General features: G+C 70.4%; 11 protein-coding genes. 5 read left to right on the top strand and 6 right to left on the bottom strand.

What is annotated here, in order from left to right:
- Positions 1-53: 53 nt before the first annotated feature.
- Positions 54-983: an NAD-dependent epimerase/dehydratase family protein gene (locus tag ITJ56_RS00185; protein WP_194626285.1), complete on the bottom strand. Its 930-nt coding sequence runs from the start codon at positions 981-983 to the stop codon at positions 54-56.
- Positions 984-1,252: 269 nt separating this feature from the next.
- On the opposite strand from ITJ56_RS00185, the gene ITJ56_RS00190 reads away from it, so the two are divergent.
- The 3 genes from ITJ56_RS00190 to opgC are packed head-to-tail and all read left to right on the top strand — an operon-like array spanning position 1,253 to position 6,170.
- Positions 1,253-3,277, top strand: a complete 2,025-nt coding sequence (locus ITJ56_RS00190; RefSeq protein WP_416354740.1) for a glycosyltransferase — start codon at positions 1,253-1,255, stop codon at positions 3,275-3,277.
- On the top strand, positions 3,274-3,684 hold the full coding sequence (locus tag ITJ56_RS00195) for an ATP-binding protein (protein WP_194626287.1): 411 nt from the start codon (positions 3,274-3,276) through the stop codon (positions 3,682-3,684). The genes ITJ56_RS00190 and ITJ56_RS00195 overlap by 4 nt, the downstream gene beginning before the upstream one ends.
- A complete protein-coding gene (opgC, locus tag ITJ56_RS00200; RefSeq protein ID WP_228516952.1) occupies positions 3,684-6,170 on the top strand; it encodes an OpgC domain-containing protein in 2,487 nt (828 codons plus the stop codon). The genes ITJ56_RS00195 and opgC overlap by 1 nt, the downstream gene beginning before the upstream one ends.
- Before the next feature lie 72 nt (positions 6,171-6,242).
- On the opposite strand, the gene ITJ56_RS00205 is transcribed toward opgC, so the two are convergent.
- From ITJ56_RS00205 to ITJ56_RS00225, 5 genes are read right to left on the bottom strand one after another with little or no spacing between them, the layout of a single operon-like run.
- Positions 6,243-7,337, bottom strand: a complete 1,095-nt coding sequence (locus tag ITJ56_RS00205; RefSeq protein WP_194627399.1) for a Gfo/Idh/MocA family protein — start codon at positions 7,335-7,337, stop codon at positions 6,243-6,245.
- A gap of 5 nt (positions 7,338-7,342) precedes the next feature.
- A complete protein-coding gene (locus tag ITJ56_RS00210; protein WP_194626291.1) occupies positions 7,343-8,176 on the bottom strand; it encodes a ThuA domain-containing protein in 834 nt (277 codons plus the stop codon).
- 32 nt (positions 8,177-8,208) lie between these two features.
- Entirely contained in the window at positions 8,209-9,084 is an 876-nt protein-coding gene (locus ITJ56_RS00215) for a carbohydrate ABC transporter permease (RefSeq protein ID WP_194626294.1), read from the bottom strand.
- Positions 9,077-10,042, bottom strand: a complete 966-nt coding sequence (locus ITJ56_RS00220) for a carbohydrate ABC transporter permease (protein WP_194626296.1) — start codon at positions 10,040-10,042, stop codon at positions 9,077-9,079. The genes ITJ56_RS00215 and ITJ56_RS00220 overlap by 8 nt, the downstream gene beginning before the upstream one ends.
- Positions 10,043-10,044: 2 nt before the next feature.
- Entirely contained in the window at positions 10,045-11,280 is a 1,236-nt protein-coding gene (locus tag ITJ56_RS00225) for a sugar ABC transporter substrate-binding protein (protein ID WP_194626299.1), read from the bottom strand.
- A gap of 202 nt (positions 11,281-11,482) precedes the next feature.
- On the opposite strand from ITJ56_RS00225, the gene ITJ56_RS00230 reads away from it, so the two are divergent.
- Together ITJ56_RS00230 and ITJ56_RS00235 are read left to right on the top strand one after the other, a co-directional pair.
- The gene (locus ITJ56_RS00230; RefSeq protein WP_228516877.1) at positions 11,483-12,499 is read left to right on the top strand and encodes a LacI family DNA-binding transcriptional regulator; all 1,017 of its coding nucleotides are present in this window, start codon (positions 11,483-11,485) and stop codon (positions 12,497-12,499) included.
- Positions 12,500-12,732: 233 nt separating this feature from the next.
- Complete coding sequence (locus ITJ56_RS00235; protein WP_194626301.1) at positions 12,733-14,052, top strand: ABC transporter substrate-binding protein; 1,320 nt, start codon at positions 12,733-12,735, stop codon at positions 14,050-14,052.
- The last annotated feature ends 49 nt before the right edge of the window (positions 14,053-14,101 follow it).

The raw sequence follows: 14,101 nt of genomic DNA on the forward strand, positions 1-14,101 counted from the left end.
GCCGCGGCACGAGCAGGGCGGGGCGGGACGCAACGGTGCGTCCCGCCCCGTCCTCACGCGGTCAGGCCGGCGACCGTCCTCCGACACACCTCGTCCCACGGGGTGGGCTCGAGGCCGAAACGGGAACGGGTCTCGGTGTCGTCGACCACGTAGGGGGCCGTCCACTGGTACCCCAGGTCGGCGAGTTCGCGCAGCATCGGTGACACGAGCCCGAGGGCACGCACCGCTCCGACGCCCAGGCGACGCACCCGCACCGGGGACTTGCCGGCGGCCGCGAGCACCTCGGTCACCGCCTGCTGCTGGGTGCGCGGTGCGTTGCTCGGCACCATCCACGTCCGGCCGTGCGCCGAGTCGTCCTCCGCCGTCGTGACCAGGGTGCGTGCGACGTCGAGCACGTCGGTGAACGTGTGCGGCAGGTCGGTCCGGCCGATCATCGTCACGGGCTTCCCGCGCAGGGCCGCCGGCAGCACCCGGGTGACGTGCCCGTTGGCGCCGATGCCCGGGCCGACGTAGTCCGACCCGCGGACCTCCACCGAGCGGATCCGACCGGCTTGGTGCGCCGCGAGGGCATCAGCCCAGAGCCGGGCACGGAGCACGCCCTTGTGGTCGGTCGCGGCGTCGGGCAGGCCCGGGTGCATCGGGCCGGTGACCGGGCCGTACGGGTACAGGTTGCCGGTGATCGCGTACACCGCACCGGTCCGTTCGGCCGCGGTGAGCAGCGAGGCGGCCAGCGGTGGCCACGCCCGCTCCCACTCCGGGTAGGTGCCGGGGTTCGCGCAGTTGTAGAGGACCGCGGCGCCGTCGGCTGCACGGGTGAGCGCGTCGGCGTCGGAGGCGTCGAGGGCGACGTGACCAACAGCCTCCAGGCCGGTGTCGCGACCCGAGCGGGTGGCCACCGTGACCCGCTCGCCGCGCTCCGCGAGCAGGGCGGCGACGTGGCGGCCCACCGGGCCGGCGCCGATCACGAGGTGGTGCTGCGACATGGGTCCTGCTTCCGTCGGTCCGGGCCGGGCGACCACCGGTCCCCCGGCAGCAGCATGCCCTGCCGTCGGCGGGAACGCGAGCGCGCCGTCCCGTGCGGTCCCGTCCGTCCCCAGATCGGGGCAGGGGACTGACAGGAGGCCCGTGGCTGGGGTAGACAGGTCACTACGCCGTGGTCGCGACCAACGACCGGAGCGGCGCCCCGTACAGCGGATCAGGAGGAACGCTTGCGACGCAGCACGTCCGGCGACGCCGCGGACCGGGACTCCCGGTGACCGCGCTCGACGTCAGCCGACAGGACCGCCGCCGCCTGACCACCGGGACCGCCCGCCGACGGCTCGTCACGGTCCGGACGGTGGCGCTCCTCGCGTCCCTCGCCGGCATCGACTACATCGTCTGGCGCTGGGCAGCCTCGGTGAACTGGCACTCGTGGTGGATCGCCGTGCCCTTGATCCTGGCCGAGACGTACAGCGTCATCGACTCGCTGCTCTTCGCCATGGGCGCGTGGCGCCTGCGGGAACGCGGCGAACCACCGGCGAAGCCGTCCGCCGACGTGACCGTGGACGTGTTCATCACGACCTACAACGAGCCGGTCGACCTCGTCGAACGCACCGCCCGCGCGGCCAAGGCGATCACCCACCCGCACACGACGTGGATCCTCGACGACGGCAACCGCCCCGAGATGCGCGCGGCGGCCGACGCGCTCGGCATCGGGGTGATCACCCGCGGTGCCGACTGGGTCGACCGGCCCCGGCACGCCAAGGCGGGCAACCTCAACAACGCCCTGCTCGCGACCCAGGGCGAGTTCCTGCTCATCCTCGACGCCGACCAGGTGCCGGACCCGGCGATCCTGGACCGCACGCTCGGCTACTTCAAGGACCCGCAGATGGCGCTCGTGCAGACGCCGCAGTGGTTCGAGAACGTGCCGGACGACGACCCCCTCGGCAGCCAGGCGCCGCTGTTCTACGGCCCCATCCAGCAGTCGAAGGACGGCTGGAACGCCGCGTTCTTCTGCGGGTCGAACGCGATCCTGCGCCGCGAGGCTCTCATGCAGCTCGGGATCTCCCGCTACGTCGCCGAGGTCGAGGCGTCCGTGCAGCGCACCATCGCCACCTCGCGCACACTCCTCGCCCGCTCCCGCGAGACCGAGAGCGATGCGCGCATCCTCGGAGCCCTCGACGAGGCCGAGGCCGTCGTCGACCGCGCCCGCGACCAGGTCCGCGCGGGCGAGCCGCTCGGCGACGTCACCTACGCGTTCCAGCGCGGGATCGATGCCATCGCGTTCCGGTTCGCCGCCGCCGACCTCGAGTCGGTGCGGAACGACCTGCAGGAGCTCGCGGCGATGTCCACCGACGCCAACACCTTCGCCGGCCTCGACGACGCCGCGCTCGACGTGCTCGGGCGCCGCGACGCCTCGCCGGTCGCGGCCATCGAGTCGATCGCGGTCCTCGCCCGCGCACTCGACGTGAACCGCGACGACGAGGCCCAGCCGATCATGCCGCTGGCCACCATCTCGGTGACCGAGGACATGGCCACGGCGATGCGCCTGCACGGCCTCGGCTGGAAGTCCGCGTACCACGACGAGATCCTGGCGACGGGTCTGGCACCGGAGGACCTGCCGACGATGCTCGTGCAGCGCCTCCGCTGGGCGCAGGGCACCATGCAGGTGTTCTTCCGCGAGAACCCCCTGGTGCAGAAGGGCCTGTCGTGGGGGCAGCGGCTCATGTACTTCTCGACGATGTGGAGCTACCTGTCCGGGTTCGCCGCGATCGTCTACATCGCCGCACCCGTGCTCTGCCTGTCGTTCGGGGTGGTCCCCGTGCAGGCCTACAGCGTCGACTTCTTCGCCCGGCTCATCCCGTTCCTGGTGTTCAACCAGCTGCTGTTCTGGGTGGTGGCCGCCGGCAGACCGACCTGGCGCGGGCAGCAGTACTCGCTCGCCCTGTTCCCGGTCTGGATCGAGGCGGTGACCAGCGCCTTCGAGAACGTCTTCCGGGGCAAGCCGCTCGGCTTCCGCGTCACCCCGAAGGTGCGCGACCAGACCGAGCAGAAGCCGCGTTGGGACCTCGTGAAGCCGCAGCTCTACGCGATGGGCGCCCTGGTCGCCGCCCTGGTCATGATCGGCATCCGCTACCTGACCGGCCAGGCCGAGGGGATCGCGCCGCTCGTGAACACCGCGTGGGTCATCTTCGACCTGTTCATCTTCAGCATCGTGATCCGGGCCGTACGGTACCGCGGCCCGGCCACCCCGGCCCAGTCCGATCACGAGTCGAGCACGGCCGGAGGACCCCTGTGAGCACCGAGACCACGTTCGAGGTCGCCGCGACGCCCGACTCCCTCGACGAGGTGCAGGACCGCTTCGCTGCGTGGTGGGACAGCCTCGGCATCGACGACGTGCGGCTCCGCTTCGCGCTGGAGACCGCGCTCGCCGAGGTGGCCGCGAACATCGTCGAGCACACCGTCCGCGCCGACCGGGGGACCGGCCGTCGCTACAGCGTGCACCTCGACGCCACCGAGCAGGCCCTGACGGCGGTGCTCACCGACAACGGCATGCCCGCCGACATCGACCTGAGTGCGGTGACCATGGCCGACGTGGAACAGGAGAGCGGGCGCGGCCTCGCACTCGCCATCGCCGCGCTCGATCGGCTCGAGCACCTGCACGAGTCCGGCCACAACGTCTGGATCCTTGCGTGCGACCGGTGATGCACCCGGTGGCCCGAGCGGTTGCGCTCCTCGTCACCATCGCCACGCTCCTGCTCGGTGGCGCCCTGCCGGCGTCCGCGGCCTCGGTGCACCCGGCCGCCGCCGTGCAGCCGGACGAGGGCACGACCTGGTTCGGCCCCGACCTCGACTGGGCCAGTGACTCGCCCGAAGGCTACGAGGGTCGGCTCGGCGCGACCCCCTCGATGTACGGGGTCTCCGTCGACTACCCGCTCGACCGGACCGCCGAGCAGGAGCTCCTCCGCTCGGCGCGTGCGGCGGCGACGCAGGGCGCGGTGCTCGTCGTGAGCCTCGAGCCCGACCGGTCGCTGGGGTCGCTCGACACCGCGGACGCCCGCGCCGCGAACACGGTGTTCGAGGACCTGCACGACCAGTACGACACGCAGGTGCTCGTCCGGTTCGCCCCGCAGATGAACGGCACGTGGGTCCGCTGGGGCCAGCAGCCCACCGAGTTCGTCCGGGCGTTCCGCGCGCTCGGCACCACCGTGCACGCGGGGACGTCGGACGCGCTCATGGTCTGGTCGCCCGGGTACGGTGCCGGGTACCCGTTCGGTGAGTCCGCCGGGCGGTTGCGGAACCTGTCGGCGGTCGACGTCGCGAAGGCGGACACGAACGGCGACGGGCAGCTCACCGGCGCCGACGACCCGTACGGCCCCTACTGGCCGGGCGCCGAGGCCGTCGACTGGGTCGGGCTGTCGATGTTCTCGTACGGCAAAGGCGACCCGACCGAGGCCGCCGGTCGCGCCGTGCCGCTCACCCGGAGCGGCGAGGTCGAGGCCCGGTTCGACGAGGACTGGGGCTACGACCAACCGCAGTCGGGCACGTTCTACGACCGGTTCGCCGCGGCCGACGACCGCCCGATGCTGCTCGACACCGGTGCCCTGTACAACCGAGAGCTCCAGGGCGATGCCGAGCTCGAGGTCAAGCGGAGCTGGTGGCGGCAGGTGCTCGCCGCCGTGCAGGAGCGTCCGCTGATCCAGGGCATCACCGTGCTCGAGGCGGAGCGACGCGAGCCCGAGGCGGGCAACCGTGTGGCCGACTGGCGACTCACCGCGGAACCGGGCGTCGCCGAGGCCTTCCGCAGCGACCTCGAACGGTCCGGGGACTTCGCCTTCGGCCCGGTCACCGATCGCGTGACCGTGCAGCAGGGCAACGCCGCGATCTCCCAGGAGTACGAGACCGGTGGCGACCAGATGGCGTGGATCGTCTGGCTGGCCGCCGGCCTGGCGATCGTGTTCCTGCTGAGCGGGGTGTTCGGCCGGCTCCTGCCGAGCTGGCGCTACCCCGACGACGGCAAGCCCGGCCGTGACCTGCGGCTCGACCTGTTCCGCGGGTTCATCATCCTCGCCGTGGTGATCACGCACATCGAGATCGGCGGACCGTACTCGTACATCACCCTGCACGCCGTCGGCGCGATCACCGGTGCCGAGATGTTCGTGTTCCTGTCCGGCATGGTGCTCGGCATGACGTACCCGTTCGCGGTGAAGAAGTTCGGCGAGTGGGCGGCGGCGATCGGGGCGTGGAAGCGCGCGCGGAAGCAGTACGTCGTCACGCTCGTGGTCATCGCGGTCGTCTTCGCGCTGAGCTTCGTGCCGTTCCTGAACACCGACGCCATCACGACGTTCACCGACCGGGGCACCGGCATCGGCGGCGTCGACGCCGAGGGACGCGTCTACGACCTGTACCCGAACGCTATGCAGCTGCTCGCGTACCCACCGCCCTGGTACGCCATCCGGCAGTTCCTGTTGCTCGAGATGGGCCCGTGGCCGTTCAACATCATGGGCCTGTTCGTGGTGCTGAGCCTGTTCATCCCGGCGCTCGTCTGGGTGATCCGCCGCGGCTTCTGGTGGGCGCTGCTCGCCGTGAGCTGGGCGCTGTACGTGTTCCAGGCGCTCAACCCCGACTTCCGCCCGCTGAACTCCCAGTTCGAGGCGGTGTTCCCCCTGTTCACCTGGCAGGTCGTGTTCACCCACGGGCTCGTGCTCGGCTACTACCGGCGGCAGATCGTCGGCGCGCTCACCGGGCGCCTCGGCAAGGTCCTGGTCGGCATCGCGGTCGGCGGGTACGCGGCGTTCCTGGTCTACGTCTGGGCGGGGGACCACTTCGGGTTCACCCCGGTGCCGTTCCCGGAATCGATGTACCAGTCGCTGTACAACACGGCGTACCAGCGGGTGGACCTGCAGTGGGGCCGTCTGGTCGACATCGCGTTCTTCGCGATCGTGTCCTACGCGATCCTCACGGTGTTCTGGAAGCCCATCGCCGCGGCCATCGGCTGGCTCTGGATCCCGCTCGGGCAGGCGAGCCTGTACGTCTTCGTCTGGCAGGTGTTCTTCGCCCTGGCGATCGCGTCGATCCCCGGCGTCCCCTGGGGCGACTTCTGGATCGGCTTCGTCGTGCACACGGCGCTGATCCTGCTGGCCTGGTACATGGTCCGCAAGAAGTTCCTGTTCTCGGTCATCCCGCGCTGATCGCGCGCACGAGCGGACGGGAGGCCCGTGGCGGTGTCGCCACGGGCCTCCCGTCCGCTCTGCGGTCGCCTCTCAGGACGCGGGCAGGCGCTCGCTCAGCGCACCGCGGACCGAGTTCCACGAGGCAAGGCGGTCGCGGATCGCCTCGTCCCGTTCGGCGGCCAGGGCGTCCCGGTGGGCCTGCTCGAGGACCTCGTCGATGACGATCCGGCGGCCGCTCCTGGCCGACGCGATCGCCGCGTCGACCATCGTCAGGCTCATCACGTTGCCGTGCACCTCGCCGTCCGGTGTCCCGCCGGAGCGGACCGCGCGGACGAAGGAGGTCAGCGCCCCGGCGATCTCGTGCCCGACCGACGGCGCCGCCGACGGAGTGCCCGGTGTGCCGTCGAGGTCGCTCGACGGATCGTGGTCACCGTCCCAGAGTGCGGTGCCGGCCGCGCCGGATGCCCGCCAGTCGCCGTTCCACGAGGTCTCCGCGCCCGGCGCGCACCACGAGCCGTCGTAGACGTAGCGGACGCCGTCCTCGAAGGTGAACACCGCCGCAGCCGCCGCATCGCCCCGGTACCAGGACCACGAGGGGTTCCACGACTCGCAGTACACCGACACCGGGTCGCGCTCAAGCACGTAGCGGGCGGAGTCGAAGGCGTGGATCGCCATGTCGAGCAGCAGGACGTCGTCCATCTCCTCGCGGAAGCCGCCGAAGTGCGGGGCCTTCGCGAAACGCGTGCTCAGGCCGCCGACGGTGCCGAGGTCGCGGACGTGCTGCCGGAACGCGACCAGCTGGTCGTTGTAGCGGCGCGATTGCGACACCATGAACAGCTTGCCGGTGGCCTGGGCGGCGGCGGCGAGCGAGAGTGCCTCGGCGACGGTCTGCGCGGCAGGCTTCTCGCCGAGCACGGGGAGCCCGGCACGGAGCGCCTGCAGCGTGACGGGGTGGTGGGCGACCGGCACGGTGATGTCGAGGACGGCCTCGGCACCGGTCTCCGCGGCCAGGACGGTCAGGTCCGTGCCGACCGGGATCGACGGGTCACCGGCGACCTCGGCTCCGGCGCGGGCGGCGTCGAGGTCGAGGTCGACGATGCCGACGAGTTCGACCCCGGGGTCGGCGGCGACGGTGGCGAGCCAGGCCCGGCCCATCCCGCCGGCGCCGACCTGGATGACGCGCAAGGGACTCACGCCTGTGCCCCGTCGCGTTCGATCGCCGGCTCGGCGTCGGTCGCGGGCTCGGCAGCGGGCTCGGCGTCGTCGAACGGGCCGCGGTAGTGCTGACCGTCGAAGTACTCGCCCAGGTCGTAGCGGCGGAGCGTCGGGATCTCCCGCTCGCGCTCCGGACGGGCCCACTCGGCGCCGTTCGCGATCACGCGGCGGACGTCCGGGTGGTGGTAGACGGGGAAGTCCTGGTCACCGGGGGAGAAGTAGAAGATCTTCCCGAGGCCGCGGCGGTACGTCATGCCGCTCCGGAACACCTCGCCGCCGGTGAAGCCCGAGATGAACACGAGCTCGTCGGGCGTCGGGACGTCGAAGTACTCGCCGTACATCTCCTGCTCGGGGATGACGATGGGGTTCGGCACGCCGCGGGTGATCGGGTGCTGCGGGTTGACCGTCCAGACGAGCTCCTGGTCGTGCTCGCTCCGCCAGCGCAGGGTGCACGTGGTGCCCATCAGCTTGCCGAAGATCTTCGACCAGTGGCCGGAGTGCAGCACGAGCAGTCCCATCCCGGAGAGCACGTGCTTGTGCACCCGGTCCACGACGGCGTCGTCGACGTCCTGGTGCGCGGCGTGCCCCCACCAGGTGAGGACATCGGTGTTCGCCAGGACCTCGTCGGTGAGGCCGTGCTCGGGTTCCTGCATCGTGGCGGTCCGGACGACGGCCTCGGGCAGGTGCTCGCGGATGCCGTCGGCGATCGCGCCGTGCATGCCGTCCGGGTAGCGCTCGGCGACGTGCTGCTCGACCTGTTCGTGGACGTTCTCGCCCCAAACGGTGATGCGGAGCGGGGTGGTGGTCATGGTGTGCGCCTTTCGGGGGTGGTGGGACCCGGTCACTTGACGGCACCGCCGGTGGCCCCGGCGGCGATGAACTTCTGTGCCACGAGCAGCAGCACGATGGCGGGGATCGACGCCATCACCGCGGCGGCCATGACGGTCGACCAGTCGGCGGTGAACGTGCCGATGTAGTTGTAGATGCCGAGCGTGATCGGCCGGACGTCCTCGGTGGTGGTGAGGGTCAGGGCGAACAGGAAGTCGCTCCAGGTGAACAGGAACGTGAACAGCCCGGCGGTGATCAGGGCGTTGGCACTGATCGGCACGACGACCGACCGGAAGGCCCGGAAGTTGCCGGCCCCGTCGACCTTCGCGGCCTCGATGATCGACGGCGGGATGTTCTGCATGAACGCCCGCATGATGAGGATCGCGAAGGGCACGCCGGCGGTGCTGTCGGCCAGGATCAGCCCCGGCACCGTGTTGAGCAGGCCGAGGTCGTTGTACGCGGCGTACAGGGCGTTCGCGACGACGATGCCCGGGATCATCTGCGAGATGAGGATGCCGAACAGCACCGCGTTGATGCCCTTGACCTTGAACTGGGCGAGCGCGTACGACGCCGGCGTCGCGATGATCAGGCTGACCACGACACTGCCGAGCGCGATCACCAGGCTCGTCACCAGGGCACCGCCCTGGTCGGCGATCGCCTGGGCGTAGCCGCCGAGCTGCGCGTGGAACGGGAACCAGGCGGCCTCGATCGCAGAGCCGGCCGGCTGCAGTGAGATGTTGATCATCCAGTAGACGGGGAACAGCATCACGGCGAGGATCAGGATCCCGATGCCGGAGAGCACCCACTGCTTCGCGCTGGTGGGGCGGACGGGGCGTCGGGCGCCACGGGTGACGACCGCGCGGGTCCGGAGGGCGGCGCTGTCAGTCATCGACGGCCTTCCTGTTGAGATGGAGGTAGACGATCGCGAACAGGGCCGAGATCACGATGAGGATGTTGCTCAGTGCCGCACCCTGCCCGAAGTCGAACTGCTTGAACGACAGGTCGTAGGACTGTGTCGCGATGGTCTGGGTGGCGTTCGCCGGCCCACCGTTCGTCAACCCGAGGATGATGTCGAGCACCTTGATCGTGTAGACGACGCCGAGCACGAGGGTGACGCTCACGACCGGCCGCAGCATCGGCCACGTGATCGCCCAGAATGCCTTCCACCCCGTCGCTCCGTCGAGTGCCGCGGCCTCGTACAGCTCGGTGGGGATGTCCTGCAGGCCGCCGTACAGGATCGTCGTGTTGAACGGGATCCCGATCCAGATGTTCACCGCGATGACGGTGATGAGCGCGACCGCGGGGCTGGTCAGCCACGGGACGGACGCGATGCCGAAGATGTTCAGGAACTGGTTCACGACGCCGGAGTCCTGGTCGAGCATCCACTTCCAGACGGCGCTGGAGACGATGAGCGGCAGCAGCCAGGGCAGCAGGAGCAGGGAGCGCAGGAGCCCGGACAGCGGGAAGTTCCGCCGGAAGAACAGGGCGAGCAGCAGCCCGAGCACGAACTGGCCGACGATCGACCCGATCGTGAACAGCGCGGTGTTGAGCAGGGCCGTGCCGAACAGCTGGGACGAGACGACCGAGACGTAGTTCGACAGGCCGACCCACGGTGCCTCGCCCGTGTAGAACGTCGACGTCGTGTACGCCTGGAAGCTCATGACGATGTTCTTGACCACCGGGTAGCCGAAGAACAGCAGCAGGAACAGGACGGCCGGCAGCAGGAACAGCAGCTGGGCGATCCGTTCGAAGCGCAGGGAGCGGCCCGGGCGGGGCCGCCGGGACGGAGCGGGTGCTCCGTCCCCGGCGGCCCGCCGTGGGGCGACGGGGGTCGCGGTGCTCGTCATGCTCAGTTGCTCGACTGGGCGTTCTTCAGGGCGTCCGCCGGGGAGTCCTGGCCGGTCAGCGCCGACTGCACGGCCGTGTAGATCTTCGTCGCGGCCTTGGGCCAGTCCGCGCCGAGCTCGCCGGTGCGGGCGCGGGCGTCGGCGACCAGGTCGACGAACACCTGCTCCTCGGGGACGTCCTCGCCGAACTGCTGCGCGACCGCCGTCTTCGACGGGATCGTGTAGCGGAGCTTCGCCATCGCGAGCTGGTTCTCGTCACTGTTCATGCAGTCGACGATCTTCGCGGCGACCTCCTGCTTCGCCTTGTCACCGGTGTTCGGGACGGTCCAGACCTCGCCACCGAGCGGGGCCACGGCAGTGTCGCTGGCGGACTGCACGGGGATCTGCGCGATGCCGTAGTCGACCTTCGACTCCTTCAGACCGGGGATCTGCCACGGGCCGTTGATCATCATCGCGGCCTTGCCCGCCATGAACTGGTCGTTCACGTCGGCCTGGGTCCAGTTCACGACGCTCTTCGACATCGAGCCGTCGTCGACCAGGTTCTTCCAGAGCGACAGTGCCTCTTCGGTCTCCGGCGTCGCGATGTCCTTCTCGTCGCCACCGTTCGACCACATGAAGGGCAGGAACTGCCAGGTGCCCTCGTACGTGGCGTTCGCGTCGACGGCGAACCCGTACTGGTCGCCCTCGGTGAGCTTCGCCGCGGCGGCCTCCAGCTCGTCCCACGTCTTCGGCGGGGTGACGCCGGCGTCGGACAGCACCTTCTTGTTGTAGACGAGCGCGATCGTGTTCACGGTGGGGGCGAGCCCGTACACCTTGTCCTCGTACGTACCTGCCTGCAGCACGCCCTTCGCGTAGCCGTCGGTCGAGATGTCGTAGTCGGAGAGCGGTGACAGCGCTCCGGTCTCGGCGATCTGCTGCAGGTCGGGGTTGTCGAGCATCAGGACGTCCGGCAGGGTCTTCGACGACGCCTGCTGCAGGACCTTCTGGATGAGGGACGCGCCGGGCACCAGGCTGCGCTTGATGGTGACGTCGTTCTCGGCGCCGCACTTGTCGAGGTACTCGCCGATGACCTTCTTGTCGTTGCCCTGGTTGTAGTAGTCGAGCACGGTGATGGAGTCCACCTTGCCGCCGGAGCTCGCGGACGAGCCCCCGGAACAGCCGCCGAGGACGAGGGGGACGGCCGCCAGCATGGCGACCGCGGTGAGGACCTGAGGCGTCCTGCGGTGTCGAGGCTTCATTGCTTCGCTCTTCTCTGGATGGTTGCCGGACACGAGTCGAACGTGTCGCTCGTGGATCGGGGACGACCGGACCAGAACCGCTCCGTCGCGTCCCGAGTGCTGTGAAGCTAGCATCTAAGCGCTTCGACAGTAAAGCGCTTAGACGAACATTTCTGCGCAACGACCGCGCTACAGTGAGCGGAGCACACGAACGGGAGTCGGCATGGCGACGATGCAGCAGGTCGCCGACCGCGCGGGGGTCTCGATCGCGACGGTCTCGTTCGTGGTCAACGGCAACAAGCGCGTGGCGGAGGACACCCGGGCACGCGTGCGGACGGCGATGCGCGAGCTCGGCTACCGCAACAACGTGGTCGCGCGGGCGCTCGCATCGCGCCGGAGCCGGATCCTGGCACTGCTGTTCCCGGTCCTCGAGCACCGCCTGGGGCAGACGGCGATGCAGTTCTTCACGAACGCCGCGAGCCGTGCCTCGGAGCTCGGGTACCACCTGGTGCTCTGGCCTGCGGCGACCACGGCCGACGACGTCGAGGAGCTCATCTCCGGCGGTCTCGCCGACGGCGTCGTCGTGATGGAGGTCACCATGCACGACCCGCGGATCGAGCGGCTCGTCGACCTGGACGTCCCGTTCGTGTCCATCGGCAGGACCGCCGACCCGTTCGACATCTCCTTCGTGGACATCGACTTCGAGCGCACCGTCGAGGACGCCCTCGACCACCTGGCCGGGCTCGGGCACCGTCGGATCGGGCTCGTGGTCGAGGACCTCGACGGCACGGCGATGGCGGACTACGGCCCGAAGGTCCGGTCCGAGGCGGCGTTCCGCGCGTCCACGGTCCGCCGCGGGTTGACGGGCACGGTCGTCGCCGCCGGGGCCTCGGCCGAGGGCGGCCGGCAGGCGGCACGCGACCTGCTCGACCGCGACCCGGACGTCACCGCGGCGATCATCATGAAGGACGACTCGAACTTCGGCCTGGTGAGCGGGCTGACCGCGGCCGGGCGACGGGTGCCCGAGGACGTCTCGGTCATCGCCATCGTCTCGTCCGACGGGGCCGGTGCCGCGACCGAGCCGGTGCTCACGACCTTGAACGCCCCCGGCCCGGCGCTCGGACGCCTGGCGGTGGAGTCACTGGTCGACCGCCTCGAGGGCACCACCACCGAGCGCACGCACACCCTCATCCCGTGCGCGCTGCACCTGGCCGACTCCACGGCCCCCGCCCCCGCCTGACCACCTGCCGGCCTGGAGGCACGGGTCGACCCCGCCACGGGCCTCCAGGCCGCCGCCCCGCGGCCCCACGAGCCCACCCGCGAAAGCGACAGATCCCCGCTGACGTTCCGTGGCAGGGTGTCGCTTTCGCGACGGCGACGCGGTCCGCCACCACCGCCGCCTGGCGGACAGACCAGGCTCCGCCTGGTTGTGTGGATGCACAGGTTCGCAGCACCACACGTCGAGGAGGACGGATGGCCATCGACCGGAGGATGTTCCTGCTCGGGGGAGCGGGGGTGCTGCTGCTCGCCGGTTGCTCCACCCGACCCGAGCGCACGCGGGTCGAGGACTGGCCCACCGAACCGCCGGAGGGCGAGGCGACGATCAGCTGGTGGGCGGGCCAGGTTGCGTCGAAGGACGGCGGCGACCTGCGCCGCCGACTCATCGCGGAGTTCCAGAAGGAGCACCCGAACATCCGGGTGCGCATCGTCAGCGCGCCGAGCGACACCGACACGAACCGGACGAGCCTGACGACGCAGATCGCCGCGGGCAGCAGCACGCCGGACGTGTACCTCGGCGACGTCGCCTGGCCCGGGCAGTTCGCGAAGAACAAGCTCGCGACCCCGGTGAACCAGCTCGTCGGCGAGGACTTCTTCGAGCAGTTCCCGGAGGGCCTCCGGTCGGCGGCGAGCGTCGACGGGACCTACTACATGTTCCCGCTCTACATCGACGAGTCCTTCTTCCTGTACCGGAAGGACCTGCTCGCCAAGCACTCCCTGCAGGTGCCGGGGTCGTGGGAAGAGGTCCGCGAGACCGCCGCGAAGCTCGTCGACACGGGTGACGTCAGCTACGGGTTCGCGTTCCAGGGGGACGTCTACGAGGGCCTGACCTGCAACGTCACCGAGTTCGTCGCCGATGCCGGCGGGTCACTGCTCAACGACGACCTGACGGCGCCTGCGACCACGAGCTCGGAGACGCGGCGCGCGTTCGAGTTCATGCGCTCGCTCGTGACGTCGGGTGCGTCCCCACGCGCCACCCTGACCTACCAGGAACAGGACACGAACGACGCCTTCTCGGGCGGGCGCGCAGCGTTCCTCCGCAACTGGTCGTACGCCTGGGGGATCGCGAACGGGCCGGACAGCCAGGTCGCCGGCAAGGTCGGTCTCGCAGCCCGGCCGACGTTCGACGGCATGGACGAGCACCACTCGACGATCGGCGGGTGGGGGAACTACATCAACCCGCACACCCAGCAGCCCGCGGCGGCGCTGACCTTCGCCAGCTGGATGTCGAGCGAGCCCGCGCAGCAGTTCCTGACGCGTGAGGGCGGCGTCCTGCCGGCCCGGTCCGCGAGCCTGGTCAGCGAGGACGCGAAGCGGCAGGAGCGGCCCACGTACGACACGGCGGCCGGCATCACGCTCGTGCCCCGCCCGACGTCGACGGCGTACTACCCGAAGGTCTCGCAGGGCGTGTACCAGAACGGCAACAGCATCCTCGGCGGACAGGCGTCCGTCGACGGCGGTACGAGTGCGATGGCCTCCGCCATCTCGCTGGCCCTGCAGGGGGCAGCGCTGTGAGCGCCGGCACGGCCACACGACCGACACGGCCTGGAGGCGCGGGGCGCGT

This window comes from Curtobacterium sp. VKM Ac-1376, from assembly GCF_015351025.1.
Taxonomy (GTDB): Bacteria; Actinomycetota; Actinomycetes; order Actinomycetales; family Microbacteriaceae; genus Curtobacterium.